The following is a 17,321-nucleotide window of genomic DNA, read 5'->3' as shown; positions in this document are numbered from 1 at the left end:
CGAGGGGAACACTCCCCCGCCGGGCCGCTGCGTTTCCCGCTTCGCGCATCGGGGCGCTCACTTCCGATGTCTTCCCTCGTCACGTGCTCGCTCGTACCTCGCTGCGCGCGTTCCTCAGTCCAGACACCGGCGCGCCCCTCCGGCTCGCTCGGTGTTTCCCGCGTTTGCGGTTTAGGGGGTCGGGGGCACGAGGCCCGTCTCGTAGGCCATGATGACCAGTCGCACGCGGTCGCGGGCGTCGAGCTTCGCGAGCAGCCTGGTCACGTACGTCTTGACGGTGGCGGCGCTGATGAACAGCTCGGCGGCGATCTCCGCGTTGGACAGGCCGCGCCCGACGAGGGTGAGCACCTCGGTCTCCCGCTCGGTGAGCCCGGCGACCCGCCGGGGTCGCGGACCGGGCGCGGGGCGGGCGGCGAACTCCCCGATCAGCCTGCGGGTGACGCGCGGATCGATCAGCGCGTCACCGGCGGCCACCACCCGGATCGCCGCGAGGATGTCGTCCAGGGCCATGTCCTTGACGAGGAACCCGGACGCCCCCGCGCGCAGCGCGCCGTAGACGTACTCGTCGTCGTCGAAGGTCGTGAGAACGAGGACCTGGGCGCCGCGACCCGTGGTGATCAGCCGGGTGGCCTCGATGCCGCCCATGCCGGGCATGCGGATGTCCATGACCACCACGTCGGGGCCGGTGTCCTCGGTCATCCGCACCGCCTCCTCACCGGTGCCCGCCTCCCCTGCCAGGTCGAGATCGGGCGCCTCGGCGATGACCATCTGCAGGGCGGCGCGGACCAGGGGCTGGTCGTCGGCGAGCAGCACGCGGACGGTCATCGGATTCCCTCGGGCACGGGCAGCCGGGCCGCGACGCGGAAGCCTCCGCCGGGACGCGGCCCGGCCGCGAGGGTCCCGTGCAGGACGCCGACCCGCTCACGCATCCCGAGCAGGCCGTAGCCGTCCCCGGCGTCGCCGCCGCACCCGTCGTCGAGCACCTCGACGCGCACCTCGTCGTCCCGGTAGTCGATCGAGACCCGGCAGGACGCCGCACCGGCGTGACGCAGCACGTTGGTGACGGCCTCCTGGACGACACGGTAGGCCGCCACGTCGATCTCGGGCGGCAGCGGACGCGGCTCCCCCAGCCGGCGTACGTCGACCCGTACGCCCGCCTGTGTGGTCGTGACGGCCAGCCGGTCGACGTCGGCGAGGCCGAGCACTTGTCCCGGGCAGCCCGATTCCGGACGCGCCGGCTCCGGCGGCCCCGGTGGCGGGGGCACCACCGGCGCGGGCCGCTCCGGATCGTGGCTCCGCAACGCGCCGAGCATCCGGCGCAGCCCGGACAACGTCTGGCGGCCGGCCGTCTCGATTTCCCCGAGGGCGTCCCGCGCCCGCTCCGGCTGCGTGTCGATGACCCGCCGCGCGGCGCCGGCCTGCAGCGCGATGACGCCGATGCTGTGCGCGACCATGTCGTGCAGCTCACGGGCGATCCTGAGCCGCTCGTCGGTGACGGCCTGGGTCGCCGCGCGGGCGCGCAATTCCTCGGCGTGCGCCCGGGACTCGCGTGCCGAGTTGCCGAGCAGCCAGGCGATGACGGTCGTCAGAGCCACGGCGAGCTCGGTGGAGGTGCCGATCGGCCAGCCGTACAGCAGCCGCGTGAGCAGAAAACCGGCGAGCACCGCGAGGGCCGTGACGACGGCGGCGACGCCGGTCGCGCGTGGGCGCTCGGCGGCGATGAAGAACACCGCGACCTCGGCCGCGATGAACTGGGGCAGCGGGATCTCCCCCACGCCCAGGGGCACCGTCCCGAGGACGGCCGCGGCGAGCAGCAGGACCAGGGAGGGCAGCGGCCTGCGGCGCAGCAGGACGCCGCCCGCCAGCGCCAGGGCGGCGGCCACCGCGAAGAAGGCCAGCCCGTGCCGTTGGAAGAGCTGCGGGGAGGGGCGCTCGCTGTACATCCACTCGCCGGGCAGCCGCATCCGCATCAGGAACGTGAACACCGTGCCCCCGCACCAGGCGAGGACCACCCACGCCCCGGGCGGCAGCCGTCTCAGCAGCGGAGGGGATGCGACCTGCATGATCAGAGCGTAACCACGTGTCCTTCTCGCGGGCATCCGACCAGGGGTCTACATCCGCGGTCGGCCCGTGCCGCCGCGGATGTCCACGCCGGTGCGATGCGGCGGGCCGGCGCCGCACGGCACCGTGAACCGGGTGATCGACACCGCACAGCCGCAGGCGGCCCGCGACCGGCCGCCCGCGCCGCTCCCCCGCGGCGGCACGAGCGCACGCCGCGTCCCGCCCGCCATCCTCCGCCCGGGCCGGGGCCGGGGCCGTCTGCGCCGAAGGCTGCAGGCCGCGCTCGTCAGCGTCTCGCTCGCCCTCCCCGTGACCGCCGCCGCGCGTCCCGAGGCGGTCCCGGCGCCCGCCCCGCCTTCCCTGCCCCCGCTGCGGGCCGCGACCACCGCGAGCCTGGCCGAGCGGTACGCCGCCACCCTCGACGCCATCGAGACGGCCATGCGGACCGCCGCCGCGGCGGGGCACCGGTGGCGGGCCGCGATGCTGAAGGCGATGGCCGACCCCGCGCGACACTTCCTGTCCTTCGACGGCCGCGACGGCGGCCGGACCGCCGAGGTGTTCGGCGACCTGGCCGCCGCCGACCGGATCGCGGTCCTCGTCCCCGGCTCGGGCACCGGCCTCGACACGTACGGGCTCCTGCGCGGGGGCGCGATGCGGCTGCAGCGGGCGATCGGCGGACGGGGAGCCGTGGTCGCCTGGCTCGGATACCGGACCCCGAGCACCGTGAGCCTCCAGGCGATGACCCCCGGCCGCGCGGACGAGGCCGTCCCCGCCCTGCGAGCCTTCGTACGCGACCTGGCCCGGCTCAGGCCCGCCGCCCGCCTCAGCCTGCTGTGTCACTCGTACGGCGGCGTGGTGTGCGGCCGGGCCGCACCCGGCCTGGAGGTGGCGGACATCGTCCTCTACGGCAGCCCAGGCGCCGGTAGGGACGACGCGGCGGCGATGCGCACCCGGGCGGCGGTGTGGGCCACCCGCGGTGCCGGGGACTGGGTGGCCCACCTGCCGCACGCGGCGGTGCGCCTGCCCTCCGGCACGATCGGGCTCGGGGCGGATCCCCTGTCCCCCCGGTTCGGCGCGCGGGTCTTCTCCGCGGGCGACGCCGGCCACAGCGACTATCTGAAGGACGGATCGCCCGCGCTGGCGAACATCGCCCTGATCGTCTCCGGGCGCGCTCCCGCCGGGATGCGCCGTGACTGACGACTTCGCCGGGCGCGCCGACGCCGTGGCACCGGTCCGGCGCGAGCGCGTCTCGCAGACTCCGAGCGAGCGGGCCTCGCAGACACCACGTGACCGCGCCGTCGACGCCCTGCGCGCCTTCGCCATCCTCGGCGTGGTGCTCGGCCACTGGCTGGTGACCGCCGTGGTCGCCGACAGCGGCACCCTCCGCGTCACCAGCCCGCTGAAGTACCTGCCGCAACTCACGCCCGTCTCCTGGCTGCTCCAGACCATGGCGGTGTTCTTCTTCGTCGGTGGCCGGATGGCCGTGGAGAGCCGCGGCCGTGCCCGGGACCGGGGCGCCGGCCACGGGCGGTGGGCCGCCGCCCGGATGACCCGCCTGTTCCGCCCGATCGCGCCCCTGCTCGGGGTGTGGAGCGCGGCCGCCGTGGCGATGCTCGCGTGGGGCGCCGACCCGGGCACCGTGTACGCGCTGGTCAAGCTGGTGTGGTCGCCGATGTGGTTCCTGCTGGTCTTCGCGGCGCTGACGGCGGCGACCCCGCTCGTCTCCCGGCTGCACCCGGTGTGGCCGTTCGCCGCCGTGGCCGTCGCCGATCTCGTCAGGTTCGGTCTGGACGGGCCGTCCTGGGTCGGCTGGATCAACCTGGGGACCGGCTGGCTGGTGCCGTACTGTCTCGGCGTCCTGTGGGCCGGCGGACGCCTGGACGGGCGGGTGACCAGGTGGGCGCTGCTCCTCGGCGGGGCCGCGGCCACCGCGGGTCTCGTCCTGTGGGCCGGCTACCCGGCGTCCATGGTCGGCGTGCCCGGCGCCCCGGTCTCCAACCAGGCCCCGCCCACTCTGGCGGCCGTGACGTTCGGGCTGTCCCAGTGCGGCGCGGCCCTGGTGCTGTCCGGCCCCCTGCGGCGGGTGCTGCGGCGTCCCGCCCCATGGGCGCTCGTGACGACGGCCAACCTCGCCGCGATGACGATTTTCCTGTGGCACCAGACCGCGCTGATCGCGGTCACGGCGACGGCCCTGCGCGTCGCGGACCGGGCGCTGCCCGGGCTGCACACCGCCCCCGTCGATCCCGGATGGGTGGCCGTCCGCCTGGCGTGGCTGCCGGTGTTCGCGACGGTCTTGGCGGTGTGCTCGGCGGTCTTCCGCGGCCACGAGACCCGTCACCACGCGCCGAAGGACGAGGGCCCGTTCAGAGGGTGTCGGCGGGAGCGGCGCGCAGGCGGCTGTGCTTGAGCCAGACCGGCCAGGAGTCCTGCCAGTAGCTCCAGCCGTTGGTCGCCTCCAGCCTGCGCGGCGTGCCGGTCACGATGATCGGGTCGCCGATCAGGGTGTTCTCCTTGAACCACTTGCCGTTCTCCGGGCTGACGTTCACGCAGCCGTGGCTCACGTTGGAGTTGCCCTGGTCGCCCACCGACCAGGGCGCCGAGTGGACGTACTCACCGCTGTTGGAGATGCGCACGGTGTTGTAGACGGTGGTCTGGTAGTAGCCGGCCTGGCCCGGGCCGGCGTCCGGCGAGGTCATGACCGTGACGTCCTCCCGGGACATCGCCACGTGGATGCCGCTGGTGGTGTGGTGGCGCATCACGCCGCCCATGCCCGCGCTGATCGGCATGTTCTTGATCTGCTTGCCGTCCCGCTCGATCTTCATGTGGTGGGTCTGGGTGTCGGCCACGCTGATCTGCGAACGGCCGATCTCGAAGTCCCGGACGTAGTCCTGCTTGCCGTACATGCCCTCGCCGCCCCTGATGCCGGCCAGACGTGCGGTGATGCGGACCTTCGTGTACGTCGGCCAGTACTTCTCGGGGCGGTAGACCACGTTCTTGTCGTCGAGCCAGTGCCAGGCGCCCTCGATGGGCTTGGACGCCCGCACGACCAGGTTGCGCTCGACGGACACCCGGTCGGTGATCGGCTTGTCGAAGGTGATGATGATCGGCATGCCGACGCCGACCGTGAGGCCGGTGTCCTGCTTGTTGGGCAGCAGGGTGGAGATGCCGAAGGTCTTGGCGGCCTGTTTCGTGGTGAAGCGGACGGTCCTGGTCGCCGGGCCGCCGGGGCCCGCGGCCGTCGCCTCGACGCTGTAGGCCGTGCCGGGGGCCATGGGACGCTCGCTGCGCCACTGGGTGCGGTCGGAGCTGAAAACGCCCGCCACGGGCCGCCCTGCGGCCTGTACGGCCACATGCGTGAGCTTGCCGCCCGCCGCGCCGATCAGGATCGGGAGCTCGGGCGGCAGGTCGGCGGCGCCGTCGAGCGGGCTGATGCTGATCGCCGTCCTGGCGTCTCGATCCTCGTCCTGTCCACCCGACGTGGAACATCCGGCAACCACCACGAGAAGGGCCAGCACCCCCGCACCAGCACGCACGTCCGTCCCCCTAGCGTCGCTTTCTGGGGGTTATTCCCCGTTGGCGTACCGTTCGGGCTGTCTGGGCACCGCGTACGGGCAAAGAACGCCGACGGCCGGTCGGCGAGATCGCCGACCGGCCGCACAGCGGGGTTCACGGAATCAGTGCGAGAAGTTGCCCCGGTAGTACTGGAACACGAACCCGATCATGGCCATGATCGTGCAGAACAGGCCGATGAAGAACAGCCACCAGCCGACGGCGAAGCCGAAGAACGTCAGCGCGGCCGACAGGCAGACGAACAGCGGCCACCAGCTGTGCGGGCTGTAGAAGCCGATCTCGCCCGCGCCGTCGCTGATCTCGGCTTCCTTGTTGTCCTCCGGCTGGTCGCCGATGCGACGCGCCGTGAACAGCAGGTAGTAGCCGATCATGAGGGCCAGGCCGACGGAGATCGCCATGGCGGTGGTGCCGGTCGGCTCCTTCGACCAGAACCAGTAGACCACGTCCGCGGCGGCGAAGAAGATGCCGCAGAGCAGGAACATCCATCCCTGGATCTTCATCGGGACTCCTCCACCAGCTCAGGCTTGGCGGTGATGTGCGGGTACTTGAGGTCGAACGCCGGGCGCTCGGACCGGATCCGCGGCAGCGACAGGAAGTTGTGCCGCGGCGGCGGGCAGGAGGTCGCCCACTCGAGCGAGCCGCCGAAGCCCCACGGGTCGTCCACGGTGACCTTGGGCGCCTTCCGCCACGTCACCCAGACGTTGTAGAAGAACGGCAGGGTGGACAGGCCCAGCAGGAGGGCGCCGGCGGAGGAGACCATGTTCAGGTCGGTGAAGCCGTCGCTCGCCGAGTAGTCGGCGTACCGCCGGGGGAAGCCGATGACGCCCAGCCAGTGCTGCACCAGGAAGGTCAGGTGGAAGCCGAAGAACAGCAGCCAGAAGTGGAGCTTGCCGATCTTGTCGTTGAGCATCTTGCCGGTGAACTTCGGCCACCAGAAGTAGAAGCCCGCGAACATCGCGAACACCACGGTGCCGAAGACCACGTAGTGGAAGTGCGCGACGACGAAGTAGGTGTCGCTGACGTGGAAGTCCAGCGGCGGCGAGGCCAGGATGACGCCGGTCAGGCCACCGAACAGGAAGGTCACCAGGAAGCCGACCGCGAACAGCATCGGCGACTCGAACGACAGGTGCCCGCGCCACATCGTGCCGATCCAGTTGAAGAACTTCACCCCGGTGGGCACCGCGATGAGGAACGTCATGAACGAGAAGAACGGCAACAGCACCTGGCCGGTCACGAACATGTGGTGGGCCCACACGGTGACGGACAGACCCGCGATGGCGATGGTCGCGCCCACCAGGCCGATGTAGCCGAAGATCGGCTTACGGCTGAAGACCGGCAGGACCTCGGTGATGATGCCGAAGAACGGCAGCGCGATGATGTAGACCTCGGGGTGGCCGAAGAACCAGAACAGGTGCTGCCACAGCATCGGTCCGCCGGTGGGCGAGTCGAAGATGTGCGCGCCCAGTTTGCGGTCGGCCTCCAGGGCGAGCAGCGCGGCGGCCAGCACCGGGAAGGCCAGCAGCACCAGGATGCTGGTCAGCAGGATGTTCCAGGTGAAGATCGGCATCCGGAACATCGTCATGCCGGGGGCGCGCATGGTGAGGATCGTGGTGATGAAGTTCACCGCGCCGAGGATGGTGCCGAGGCCGGACAGCGCCAGACCCATGATCCACAGGTCGCTGCCCAGGCCGGGCGACGTCACCGCGTTCGACAGCGGCGCGTACGCGGTCCAGCCGAACGACGCCGAGCCACCCGGGGTGAAGAAGCCGAGGACGGCGATCGTGCTGCCGAACAGGTAGAGCCAGTAGCTCACCATGTTCAGCCGGGGGAACGCCACGTCGGGGGCGCCGATCTGCAGCGGCATCAGCTCGTTGGCGAAGCCGGCGAACAGCGGCGTCGCGAACATGAGCAGCATGATCGTGCCGTGCATCGTGAACAGCTGGTTGAACTGCTCGTTGCTGACGACCTGCAGCCCCGGCTGCGCGAGCTCGGCCCGCATCACCAGCGCCATGAGGCCGCCGATGAGGAAGAAGACGAACGACGTGATCAGGTAGAGGTGCCCGATCACCTTGTGGTCGGTCGAGGACAGCCACTTGGCGATGACCGTGCCCTTGGTGTACGGCCGCGCGGCGACGCCGACCGGTTCCTGGATGGCGGTCACTGCGCACTCCCCGCCTGGCTCTTGATGTACTGGTCGAACTCGGCCTGCGGGACGAGCTTCACGGAGAACAGCATCTTGCTGTGGTCGCTGCCGCAGAGCTCGGCGCAACGGCCGACGAAGACACCCGTCTTGTCGAGCGTCGTGATCTGGAAGTGGTTGTGCACGTTGCCCGGGAAGACGTCCTGCTTGAACAGGAAGGCCGGCACCCAGAACGAGTGGATGACGTCGGGCGAGTGCAGGTCGAACTGCACCTGGGTGTTGACCGGCAGCACGAGCTGCGGACCCTGCGGGGTCTGCTCGCTCTGCTTGCTGAGGTCCACCGGCACACCCGCGACCACGGCCTTCTGGCCCTGGTACTCGGTGGTGAAGCGCCAGCTCCACTGGTAGCCCTCGACGGCCACCTTGACCGGGGCGGCCTTGGTGATCCGCGTGACCTCGGTCTCGTCACGGGCCGTGAAGTAGAAGAAGACCGCGACCATGATGACCGGGACCACCGTGTAGAGGATCTCGATCGGCAGGTTGTAGCGCACCTGCGGAGGCAGCTGGTCGGGACTGTTCTTCTTCTTGCGGTGGAAGATGCACGCCCACAGGATCAGTCCCCAGACGACCACGCCGGTGGCGAGAGCCGCGATCCAGCTCCCGTTCCAGAGCGTCTGGATGATGCCGGCCTGCTTGGTGACACCTTCCGGCATGCCCCCACGGGACCATTGATCGATCGCCTGGTTGCTACACGCCGTGCCGGACGCCACCAGCAGCGCCACGGCGGCGGCTCCGGGCAACCGGCGGCGTGCCCACGGTCGCCGTGTCGTACGGCGGGTCGGACTCACGGATCGCCTACCCCACAGATGAAGCCCAAGAGTTCCTCTCCTGGGCGGTTTTTCCAATTGACCCTTAGGTGAGACCGGCACCAACCTTCCGGCCGGTCTGCCCTTTACTTAGCTGAGTTCACGCTGGGGGACACATTAGCGCGGACCGGCGCCGCCCCCCTGACCAGCCCCCGTTAATGTCTCAACTGTGGCCTACCTGGACGCGGCTTCGACCGAACCTCTCCATCCCGCGGCCCGTGACGCCCTGCTGGCGGCGATCGACGCCGGTTGGGCCGATCCCGCCCGCCTGTACGGCACGGCGCGCCGCGCCCAGATGTTACTGGAGCGCGCGAGGGCGGAGGTAGCCGAACTGATCGGCGCCCGGCCCGACGAGGTGTCGTTCACCTCGTCGGGGACGCAGGCAGTCCACCTCGGGGTGCTCGGCACGCTGGCCGGCCGCCGGCGGGCCGGGACGCGCCTGGTGGCGGGCGCCGTCGAGCACTCCAGTGTCCTGCACGCGGGCGAGGTCCACGAGCGCGCGGGCGGCGAGGTGGAGCTCGTGGGCGTGAGCCGTACGGGCCGGGTGGACGCGGGCGCGTTCGCCGAGGCCGTCGCGCGGCCCGGCACGGCCCTGGCGTGCCTGCAGACCGCCAACCACGAGGTCGGGACGCTCCAGCCGGTCGAGGAGGCGGCGCGGGCCTGCCGGGAGGCGGGCGTGCCGCTGCTGGTCGACGCCGCCCAGTCCGCTGGGCGCCTGCCGCTCCCCGAGGGCTGGTCGGTCCTCACCGCGAGCGCGCACAAGTGGGGCGGCCCGGCGGGGGTGGGCGTGCTGGCGGTGCGCAAGGGCGTGCGCTGGCGCTCGCCGCTGCCGGAGGACGAGCGGGAGCGGCGGCGCGTGCCGGGGTTCGAGAACGTGCCGGCGATCGTGGCAGCCGCCGCGGCGCTGCGCGCGCGGGCCGAGGAGGCGGAGGCGGAGAACAGGCGGCTGTCGGCCCTGGTCGACCGGATCCGCGCCGAGGTGCCCCTCCTGGTGCCCGACGTCGAGGTCGTCGGCGCGCCGGTCCTGCGGCTGCCGCACATCGTGACGTTCTCCTGCCTGTACGTCGAGGGCGAGGCGCTGCTGACCGAGCTCGACAAGGCCGGTTTCGCCGTCTCGTCCGGAAGCTCCTGCACGGCGAGTACGCTTCGTCCATCGCACGTTCTGGAGGCCATGGGCGTGCTTACGCATGGAAATGTGCGGGTATCGCTGCCCCGTGGCGTGTCCGAGGACGACATCGATCGTTTCCTCGCGGTGCTCCCGGACATCGTGCGGCGGATCCGGTCGAGCTTGGGGGTGCACTGATGTGGCGCAGACGGACGGGCGGCGGCGCCCGGCGGTCTCCCGAGGCGGCCAGGGCGGCGGAGCGGGCCGAGCCCGCCGCGCCCGCCCGGCCGGCGGAACCGCCCGCGCTGACGATCGACGCGCTGGGCCGCAAGTGCCCGATCCCGATCATCATGCTGGCCGAGCGGATCAACCAGGTGGCGACGGGCGGCGTGGTCGCCGTACTGGCCGACGACCCCGCCGCGTTCACCGACGTCCCGGCCTGGTGCCGGTTGAAGTCACACGAGCACGTGGGGAGCTACGAGCTGCCCCAGGGCGGCTGGTCCATCCACGTGCGCCGCAACTACTGAGCCGCGCCTGACGATTCGGCGGCCTCAGGCGTGGTGGCAGCGGACGTGCCCGGCCACCTCGGCGGCCGCGTCGGGCCCGTAGGCGCCGGCGAACCGCTCCAGGAAGACCCGCTGGCCGAGCTCGTACTCCTGGCAGCCGACCCGCTCCAGCACGTGCGTCGCGGTGAGGTTGCCGAGCTGTCCGCAGCGCTCCAGGGACAGGCCCCAGGCGAGCCCGGACAGGAACCCGGCACGGAAGGCGTCCCCGACGCCGGTCGGGTCGGCCTTGCCCAGCTCGGGCGCCGGCGGGATGTGCAGCGACGGCTCGCCCTTCCGGTCGATCCTGGCGCCCTTGGGGCCGAGGGTCGTCACCCGTACGCCGACCCGGTCCAGGATCTCCTCGTCCGACCAGCCGGTCTTCTGCGCGATCAGACCGAGCTCGTAGTCGTTGCTGAACAGGTACGCCGCACCCTCGACGAGCTGGCGGATCTCCTCGCCGGGCATGCGGGCGAGCTGCTGCGACGGGTCCGCGGCGAACGGGATGCCCCGCTGGCGCGCCTCGTCGGTGTGCCGCACCATCGCCGCCGGGTCGTTGGGGCTGATGAGGACCAAATCGAGCCCGCCGAGACGCTCGGCGATCGGGCCCAGCTCGATCTCCCTCGCCTCCGCCATCGCGCCGGTGTAGAACGAGGCGATCTGGTTGTGGTCCTCGTCCGTAGTGCACAGGAAGCGCGCGGTGTGGTGCAGCTCCGACACGTGGACCGACTCGCAGTCGACGCCGTGGCGCTCCAGCCAGGAGCGGTAGTCGGCGAAGTCCGTGCCCACGGCGCCGATCAGGATCGGGGTGAGCCCGAGGCAGCCCATGCCGAAGGCGATGTTGGCCGCGCATCCGCCACGGCGGATCTGCAGATCGTCGACGAGGAACGACAACGACACCCGGTCGAGCTGCTCGGCGATGAGCTGGTCGCCGAAGCGGCCGGGGAACGTCATCAGATGGTCGGTGGCGATGGAGCCGGTGACGGCGATGCGCACGGGGTCATTCTCCTCGTTGTCAGCATCAGGAAGACGGGGGGCCGGGATGAATCCCGCCGAACCTACTGAGCGTACCGTCTCGTGACGTGACGACGCCCCGCACGGAGGAATCCGTGCGGGGCGCTCGACGCATCATCCGTCGCCCGCGGCCGGGCGCGCGCTCGCCGTCAGTTGAACGAGTCGCCGCAGGCGCACGACCCCGTCGCGTTGGGGTTGTCGATGGTGAAGCCCTGCTTCTCGATGGTGTCCACGAAGTCGACCGTGGCCCCGATGAGGTACGGCGCGCTCATCCGGTCGGTGACGACGTTCACGCCGCCGAAGGTGGAGACCACGTCACCGTCCATCGACCGGTCGTCGAAGAAGAGCTGGTAACGCAGGCCGGAACAGCCACCCGGCTGGACGGCCACCCGAAGCTGCAGCCCTTCCTCGCCCTGCTGCTCGAGCAGGCTCTTGACCTTGGCGGCGGCCGCGTCAGTCAGGATCAGGCCCTGCTGAGTGGTCTCGCTGCTCTCAACCGTCATGTGCTGACTCCCGCGTCTGCGCCAACCGCCCATCGGGGCGGTCGATTGGTTCTGACGTCCTACCTAGACGCTACCAACACCCGTGAAGCCCTACACATTCCAGTGCCCCACCGGCGACCCGCGACGAACCAGCCGATGCCATGTGTAATGATTAGTCGTCAGTTAGACGATAAGTCCCCGAGGGGGTGTGGTCGTGACGATCACCGAGACCGGCCTTCCGCTCTTCATCCTCGGCCAGGGCACCGACCCGCACAGCGAACGCGGCGTCGACTGTCCGGGCGAGCTGCCTCCCGCGTCCGATCCGACGCTCGTGGAGCGCGCACGCGTGGCCAAGGAGCGGCTGGGCGACCGGCTGTTCGTGCTCGGTCACCACTACCAGCGTGACGAGGTCATCCAGTTCGCCGACGTGACCGGTGACTCGTTCAAGCTGGCCCGCGAGGCCGCCGCCCGGCCCGAGGCGGAGTACATCGTGTTCTGCGGCGTCCACTTCATGGCCGAGTCGGCCGACATCCTGACCAGCGACACGCAGAAGGTCGTGCTCCCCGATCTGGCCGCCGGCTGCTCGATGGCCGACATGGCGACCTTCACCCAGGTCGAGGACTGCTGGGACGCCCTGGAGGACGCCGGCATCGCCGACCGGGTGGTGCCGATCACCTACATGAACTCCAGCGCGGACATCAAGGCGTTCTGCGGACGCCACGGCGGCGCCGTGTGCACCTCCTCCAACGCCCGGCGCGCCCTGACCTGGGCCTTCGAGCAGGGCGAGAAGGTGCTGTTCCTGCCCGACCAGCACCTGGGCCGCAACACCGCGGTGCTGGAGATGGGGCTGTCCCTGGACGACTGCGTGGTCTACAACCCGCACCGCCCGAACGGCGGCCTCACCCGGGAGCAGCTGGAGAACGCGAAGATGATCCTGTGGAAGGGGCACTGCTCGGTCCACGGGCGCTTCTCCGCGGCGTGCGTGGACGACGTGCGGGCCCGCATCCCCGGGGTGAACGTGCTCGTCCACCCAGAGTGCCGCCACGAGGTCGTGACCAAGGCGGACTTCGTCGGGTCGACCGAGTACATCATCCGGAAGCTGGAGGAGGCCCCGGCCGGGTCGTCCTGGGCGGTCGGCACCGAGCTGAACCTGGTGCGCCGCCTGGCCGACCGGTTCCCGGACAAGACGATCACTTTCCTCGACAAGACCGTCTGCTACTGCTCCACCATGAACCGGATCGACCTGCCGCACCTGGTCTGGGCGCTGGAGTCGCTGGCCGACGGCGAGGTCGTCAACCGGATCACGGTCGACGAGGACACCACCCACTGGGCCAAGGTCGCCCTCGACCGCATGCTCGCCCTGCCGTAACCACGCGCGTAGGACGTGGGCGCCCCCGGAGCCGTGCTCCGGGGGCGTTCGCGTCTTCGGATCCCCGCTTCCGGTCCCGGCTCCGGGTCCCGGCTCAGATCCGCGCGCGCTCGCGCCAGAAGCGCAGCAGCTCGTCGTCACCGTGGACCGCGTCGGGCTCGCGCCGGTTCCACAGCGTCAGCATCAGGTCCCCGGCCGTCGGCACGCGTACGGTGACGTCCGCGGCCTCCTCGGACCTCTCGCAGGTGAACCCCTTGTGAGTGAGCCGCACGAGCCAGGCGAGACCGGTTCCGGTCCGCCAGGAGATCGCCTCTCCGTCGCTCCTGAGCTCGGCGACCTGCGGCCGCCACCGGGCGTACGGGAGGACGGCGAAGAACTCCTCCACGCCGTCGGCCGCGACGTCCTCGTCGATACGGGGTGTGATGCCGAGAGCGATCTCGGCGTCCGCGCGGTGGACGACGGTCTCGTGGAGCTGGCGGCGGGACCAGAACCGGGCGCGCCGATCCTCCGCCCATCCCCACATCTCCGTGTCCGGGTCGCGGCTCTTCAGCGCCTCGGTGAGCAGGACGCCTCCCGCCTCCAGCCAGCCGGCGGCCTCGGCGAAGTCCTCGGGGAAGCCGTGGTCCATGGCCTCGCGGTCGTACCGGCGCGGCGCGGCGTCGCGCACCATCGCGGCCGCCCACCGGTGGATGGCCCCCGTGTGCTCGGTCAGGGCGCGCAGATCCCAGCCGGGACAGGTCGGGACAGGGGTGGCGCCGTCCCGGCCCCGTACGGCGCCGGCCATGCGGCCGATCTCCGCGGCCGCCGCCTCGGTGTACCGCAGGTGGGTCCACTCGGTCATGAAGGCTCCTGGAACGGTCAGAGGCCGGGGGCGCCCCAGACGGGGAACCAGCTCGCCAGATCGGGTTCGATCTTGAGCTCGCGCTCCAGGACACCGCGCACCTGCAGTTCCAGCGCGTTGTCGCGGCGCGGTTCGCCGGCAGGGACGAAGGGGTAGAACGTGCCGCGCTTGTAGAGGTAGACGATCGCGAGCCGCCTTCCGGAGGGATCGGCGAACGCGACGAGCGAGCACAGCAGCGAGGGGCCGAACCCGGCCGACTCCAGGGACGAGTTGGCGGCGTGCAGGTCGGTCACGAGCCCGGCCACGTCGGGGTTGCGCACCTGCAGCCAGGTGTAGCCGTAGGAGTCCCGCACGACATCCACCTTGCCCATCAGGGCCTGGACGTCCTGTTCGAGCCGGGCGAAGGCGCCGCCCTCGGCGGCGCGGAAGCACACCGACCCGGCGCCCGCCGGGGCGAAGCCCGTGGCAGCCTGCAGCGTGACGGCGGCGGACGGCAGCGCGAACAACGCGTCCAGGTCGGGCCTGGCGGGCTTGGACCGGCCGAGCAGCGCGTCGAACCAGCCCATCAGCGCCCCCTCATCCGCGGCCCAGCGCCGCGGAGATCCTGGACAACTGCTCCAGCCGGCGCTCAAGCGGCGGGTGAGTCGACAGCAGCGAGGCGACGCTCTGGCCCGAGATGGCCGGCGCGAAGAAGAAGGCGTTGAACGGCTGCGCCTCGCGCAGGTCCCTCGTCGGGATCCTGCCGATGTCGCCGCTGATCTTCACCAGGGCGCTGGCCAGGGCGCTCGGCTGCTGCGTCAGCAGCGCGCCCGCGCGGTCCGCGGCCAGTTCGCGGTAGCGCGACAGCGCCCGCGTCAGCAGGAAGCTGACGGCGTAGACCAGGCCGGAGACCGCGAAGATGATCAGCCCGATCGGGGGGCCGTTGTCGTTGCGCCGGCCGCCCAGGCCCGTGTAGAGCGCGAAGCGCGTCATCAGGCCGGCCACGACCCCCAGGAACGAGGCGATCGTCATCACCGCCACGTCCCGGTGGGCCACGTGGGACATCTCGTGGGCCAGCACCCCTTCGAGCTCCCGCGCGTCGAGCCTGCGCAGGATGCCGGTGGTCACGCAGACCACCGAGTTCTTCCGGTCGCGCCCCGTGGCGAACGCGTTCGGGATGTCCGAGTCCGCGATCGCCACCCGCGGCTTCGGCATTCCCGCCATCGCGCTCAGCCGGTCGATGATCCCGTGCAGCTCGGGGGCCTCCTGCGGCGAGACCTCCCGCCCGTGCATCGCGAACAGCGCGATCTTGTCGGACAGGAAGTACTGCGCCAGCAGGAGAGCCCCGGCGATCACGAGCACGGTGACCGCGCGTACGCCCGCCGCGACCAGGACGGCCACGAACGCGACGTAGAGCAGCCCGAGCAGGAACATCGTCACGGTCATCCGGACGGTGAGGCCGCGATCAGGGGCGAACCGCGTGGAGGACATCAGCCGGGAATGAGCCCGGTGTCCCCGAGCATCTCCCGCACTTCCTCGATCGAGGCGTCGGCCGGCGGCAGGATCAGCTCGGACGGCTCCAGCGAGTCGTCCGGCAGGGCCTTGCCCACGTGACGCACCTTGTCGAGCAAAGCGTGGAGCTTCGTCCGGAAATCGTTCTCGTCGCCCGACTCGATCGCGGCTTCCAGCTCGCTGTCGAGCTCGTTCAGGACGTCGATGTCGGCGGCGCCGATCTCGACCTGTCCCTCACCCATGATTCTGACGATCACAGTCCCTCCCCCGGCTGGCGCAGCTGCTGCGTGTGCTGCTGCTGGCTGGACGGGGCCGCCTGACCCTGCTGGCCGGGCTCGATGGCGCTCCGGGGCGCCGGGCCCTGGCCGAGCTCGGCCTTCATCTTGGCGAGCTCCAGCTCCACGTCCGAGCCCGCGCCCATGCGGTCGAGCTCGGCCTGGATGTCGTCACGCTGCCCGGTGAAGTCGTCCAGCGCGCCGCTGGCCAGCAGCTCGTCGATCGCGCCGGCGCGCGCCTGCATCTGCGCCGTCTTGTCCTCCGCCCGCTGGATCGCCAGGCCGACGTCGCCCATCTCCTCGGAGATTCCGGAGAACGCCTCGTTGATCCGCGTCTGGGCCTCGGCCGCCGTGTAGGTGGCCTTGATGGTCTCCTTCTTCGTACGGAAGGAGTCCACCTTGGCCTGCAGCCGCTGGCTGGCGAGGGTGAGCTTCTCCTCCTCGCCCTGGAGGTTGCTGTATTGGATACGCAGGTCGGCGATCTGGGCGTTGAGGCCGTTGCGGCGGGTCAGCGCCTCGCGGGCCAGGTCCTCGCGCCCGGCCGACAGGGCCTGCCTGCTCTGGTTCTCCAGCTTGGCGGCCTGCCCTTCCAGCTGGTTGATCTGCAGCTCCACCCGCTTGCGGCTGGTGGCCACGTCTGCCACGCCACGGCGGACCTTCTGCAGCAACTCGAGCTGGCGCTGATAGGAATAGTCCAGCGTCTCCCGCGGATCCTCCATTTTGTCCAGGGCCTTGTTGGCCTTGGACTTGAAGATCATGGAAAGTCTCTTCATCACGCTCATGCGCGTCGGCCGTCCCCTTCTCCAAGGTTGTGCGTGGGTGATCCCAGCCGTCTCAAGCCCCTTGTCAGGCGGCATAGCCGCCTGGGTTCACCCTACGCATAACGCGCGAGGGCGTCACTAAGTTGCACTCCCGGTAGGCTGGGCGACGTGTTCCGACGTCGCACTCAGACCTCAGCGGAGGACTCCCCCGTCCCTGTAGAGGATCCTAAGCCCCACGGCACCCCGGGGAAGGGCCGTCCCACCCCGAAGCGGAGCGAGGCGCAGGGCCGCCGCCGCTCCCCGGTGACCGCTCCGGCCAACCGCAAGGAGGCCTACCGCCTGGCGCGCGAGCGCGATAAGGCACTGCGCGCCAAGCAGCGCGAGGCCATGCTGCGCGGCGATGAGCGGGCGCTCCCCGCGCGCGACCGTGGCCCGGTGCGCAAGTTCGCCCGCGACTGGGTGGACGCGCGGCGGCTGCCCGGGCAGTACTTCCTGCCCGTCGTGTTCGTCATCATGCTGCTGTCGATGGTGCAGTTCCCGATCCCGATCCGCTCGGCCGTCCTCACGGTCTACACGCTGTCCCTGCCGATCGTGATGGTGCTCGTGCTCGCGAGCTCGTTCTACGTGGCCAGCAAGGTGAAGAAGGCGGCGGCGGCGAAGTTCCCGGGCGAGGACCTCAAGGGCGTGGGCTTCTACGCGGCGATGCGCTCGTCCCAGATGCGCCGCCTTCGCTTCCCCAAGCCCACGGTCCTGCCCGGCGGCATCCCGGTCGCCGTCAAGGACACGGCCGGCGCGAAGAAGTGA

Annotated in this window: 19 protein-coding genes; 6 read left to right on the top strand and 13 right to left on the bottom strand. The window is 71.0% G+C overall.

What is annotated here, in order from left to right:
* Positions 1–171 precede the first annotated feature (171 nt).
* Complete coding sequence (locus ACWEQG_RS03515) at positions 172–825, bottom strand: response regulator (protein ID WP_452281388.1); 654 nt, start codon at positions 823–825, stop codon at positions 172–174.
* Positions 822–2,063: a sensor histidine kinase gene (locus ACWEQG_RS03510; RefSeq protein ID WP_452281386.1), complete on the bottom strand. Its 1,242-nt coding sequence runs from the start codon at positions 2,061–2,063 to the stop codon at positions 822–824. Before ACWEQG_RS03510 ends, ACWEQG_RS03515 begins: the two co-directional genes overlap by 4 nt.
* Positions 2,064–2,196: 133 nt before the next feature.
* On the opposite strand from ACWEQG_RS03510, the gene ACWEQG_RS03505 reads away from it, so the two are divergent.
* Together ACWEQG_RS03505 and ACWEQG_RS03500 are read left to right on the top strand one after the other, a co-directional pair.
* Positions 2,197–3,258: an alpha/beta hydrolase gene (locus tag ACWEQG_RS03505; RefSeq protein ID WP_452281384.1), complete on the top strand. Its 1,062-nt coding sequence runs from the start codon at positions 2,197–2,199 to the stop codon at positions 3,256–3,258.
* The gene (locus tag ACWEQG_RS03500; RefSeq protein WP_452281382.1) at positions 3,251–4,468 is read left to right on the top strand and encodes an acyltransferase family protein; all 1,218 of its coding nucleotides are present in this window, start codon (positions 3,251–3,253) and stop codon (positions 4,466–4,468) included. Before ACWEQG_RS03505 ends, ACWEQG_RS03500 begins: the two co-directional genes overlap by 8 nt.
* Here the strand turns inward: ACWEQG_RS03500 and ACWEQG_RS03495 are convergent.
* The 4 genes from ACWEQG_RS03495 to ctaC all read right to left on the bottom strand — a co-directional run bounded on the left by ACWEQG_RS03495 (position 4,425) and on the right by ctaC (position 8,553).
* Positions 4,425–5,594 (bottom strand): Ig-like domain-containing protein, encoded by a 1,170-nt coding sequence (locus ACWEQG_RS03495; protein WP_452281380.1) that lies wholly within the window; start codon positions 5,592–5,594, stop codon positions 4,425–4,427. The genes ACWEQG_RS03500 and ACWEQG_RS03495 overlap by 44 nt on opposite strands.
* Positions 5,595–5,735: 141 nt before the next feature.
* Positions 5,736–6,131 carry a cytochrome c oxidase subunit 4 gene (locus ACWEQG_RS03490; protein ID WP_452281378.1) on the bottom strand — a complete coding sequence of 132 codons (396 nt, stop codon included), beginning with the start codon at positions 6,129–6,131 and terminating at the stop codon, positions 5,736–5,738.
* A complete protein-coding gene (gene ctaD / locus ACWEQG_RS03485) occupies positions 6,128–7,792 on the bottom strand; it encodes an aa3-type cytochrome oxidase subunit I (protein WP_363473377.1) in 1,665 nt (554 codons plus the stop codon). Before ctaD ends, ACWEQG_RS03490 begins: the two co-directional genes overlap by 4 nt.
* Positions 7,789–8,553 (bottom strand): aa3-type cytochrome oxidase subunit II, encoded by a 765-nt coding sequence (gene ctaC, locus ACWEQG_RS03480; protein WP_452281376.1) that lies wholly within the window; start codon positions 8,551–8,553, stop codon positions 7,789–7,791. The genes ctaD and ctaC overlap by 4 nt, the downstream gene beginning before the upstream one ends.
* A gap of 253 nt (positions 8,554–8,806) precedes the next feature.
* Between ctaC and ACWEQG_RS03475 the strand changes: the two genes are divergently transcribed.
* Together ACWEQG_RS03475 and ACWEQG_RS03470 are read left to right on the top strand one after the other, a co-directional pair.
* Positions 8,807–9,940, top strand: coding sequence for a cysteine desulfurase family protein (locus tag ACWEQG_RS03475; protein WP_452281374.1), 1,134 nt, complete (start codon positions 8,807–8,809; stop codon positions 9,938–9,940).
* On the top strand, positions 9,940–10,269 hold the full coding sequence (locus ACWEQG_RS03470; protein WP_452281372.1) for a sulfurtransferase TusA family protein: 330 nt from the start codon (positions 9,940–9,942) through the stop codon (positions 10,267–10,269). Before ACWEQG_RS03475 ends, ACWEQG_RS03470 begins: the two co-directional genes overlap by 1 nt.
* A gap of 24 nt (positions 10,270–10,293) precedes the next feature.
* Here ACWEQG_RS03470 and ACWEQG_RS03465 read toward each other — a convergent pair whose 3' ends face one another.
* Together ACWEQG_RS03465 and erpA are read right to left on the bottom strand one after the other, a co-directional pair.
* Positions 10,294–11,280: a carbohydrate kinase family protein gene (locus tag ACWEQG_RS03465; RefSeq protein ID WP_452281370.1), complete on the bottom strand. Its 987-nt coding sequence runs from the start codon at positions 11,278–11,280 to the stop codon at positions 10,294–10,296.
* 167 nt (positions 11,281–11,447) lie between these two features.
* A complete protein-coding gene (erpA, locus tag ACWEQG_RS03460; protein ID WP_079313357.1) occupies positions 11,448–11,801 on the bottom strand; it encodes an iron-sulfur cluster insertion protein ErpA in 354 nt (117 codons plus the stop codon).
* Between the two features lie 193 nt (positions 11,802–11,994).
* On the opposite strand from erpA, the gene nadA reads away from it, so the two are divergent.
* Positions 11,995–13,149 (top strand): quinolinate synthase NadA, encoded by a 1,155-nt coding sequence (gene nadA / locus ACWEQG_RS03455; RefSeq protein ID WP_452281368.1) that lies wholly within the window; start codon positions 11,995–11,997, stop codon positions 13,147–13,149.
* Positions 13,150–13,243: 94 nt separating this feature from the next.
* Here the strand turns inward: nadA and ACWEQG_RS03450 are convergent, their stop codons facing one another.
* Genes ACWEQG_RS03450 through ACWEQG_RS03430 form a run of 5 tightly spaced genes read right to left on the bottom strand, consistent with a single transcriptional unit; the run spans position 13,244 to position 16,538 of the window.
* Positions 13,244–13,990 (bottom strand): maleylpyruvate isomerase family mycothiol-dependent enzyme, encoded by a 747-nt coding sequence (locus tag ACWEQG_RS03450; protein WP_452281366.1) that lies wholly within the window; start codon positions 13,988–13,990, stop codon positions 13,244–13,246.
* 17 nt (positions 13,991–14,007) lie between these two features.
* Complete coding sequence (pspAB, locus tag ACWEQG_RS03445; RefSeq protein ID WP_452281364.1) at positions 14,008–14,556, bottom strand: PspA-associated protein PspAB; 549 nt, start codon at positions 14,554–14,556, stop codon at positions 14,008–14,010.
* A 10-nt stretch (positions 14,557–14,566) separates the two neighbouring features.
* Complete coding sequence (gene htpX, locus ACWEQG_RS03440) at positions 14,567–15,460, bottom strand: zinc metalloprotease HtpX (RefSeq protein WP_452281362.1); 894 nt, start codon at positions 15,458–15,460, stop codon at positions 14,567–14,569.
* Positions 15,460–15,738: a PspA-associated protein PspAA gene (gene pspAA, locus ACWEQG_RS03435; RefSeq protein ID WP_346225732.1), complete on the bottom strand. Its 279-nt coding sequence runs from the start codon at positions 15,736–15,738 to the stop codon at positions 15,460–15,462. Before pspAA ends, htpX begins: the two co-directional genes overlap by 1 nt.
* Positions 15,735–16,538, bottom strand: a complete 804-nt coding sequence (locus tag ACWEQG_RS03430) for a PspA/IM30 family protein (protein WP_363472638.1) — start codon at positions 16,536–16,538, stop codon at positions 15,735–15,737. The genes pspAA and ACWEQG_RS03430 overlap by 4 nt, the downstream gene beginning before the upstream one ends.
* Before the next feature lie 147 nt (positions 16,539–16,685).
* On the opposite strand from ACWEQG_RS03430, the gene ACWEQG_RS03425 reads away from it, so the two are divergent.
* Positions 16,686–17,321 (top strand): DUF3043 domain-containing protein, encoded by a 636-nt coding sequence (locus tag ACWEQG_RS03425; protein WP_452281360.1) that lies wholly within the window; start codon positions 16,686–16,688, stop codon positions 17,319–17,321.

Source organism: Microbispora sp. NPDC004025, assembly GCF_053604425.1.
This window is presented reverse-complemented; position numbering and strand designations above follow the sequence as displayed.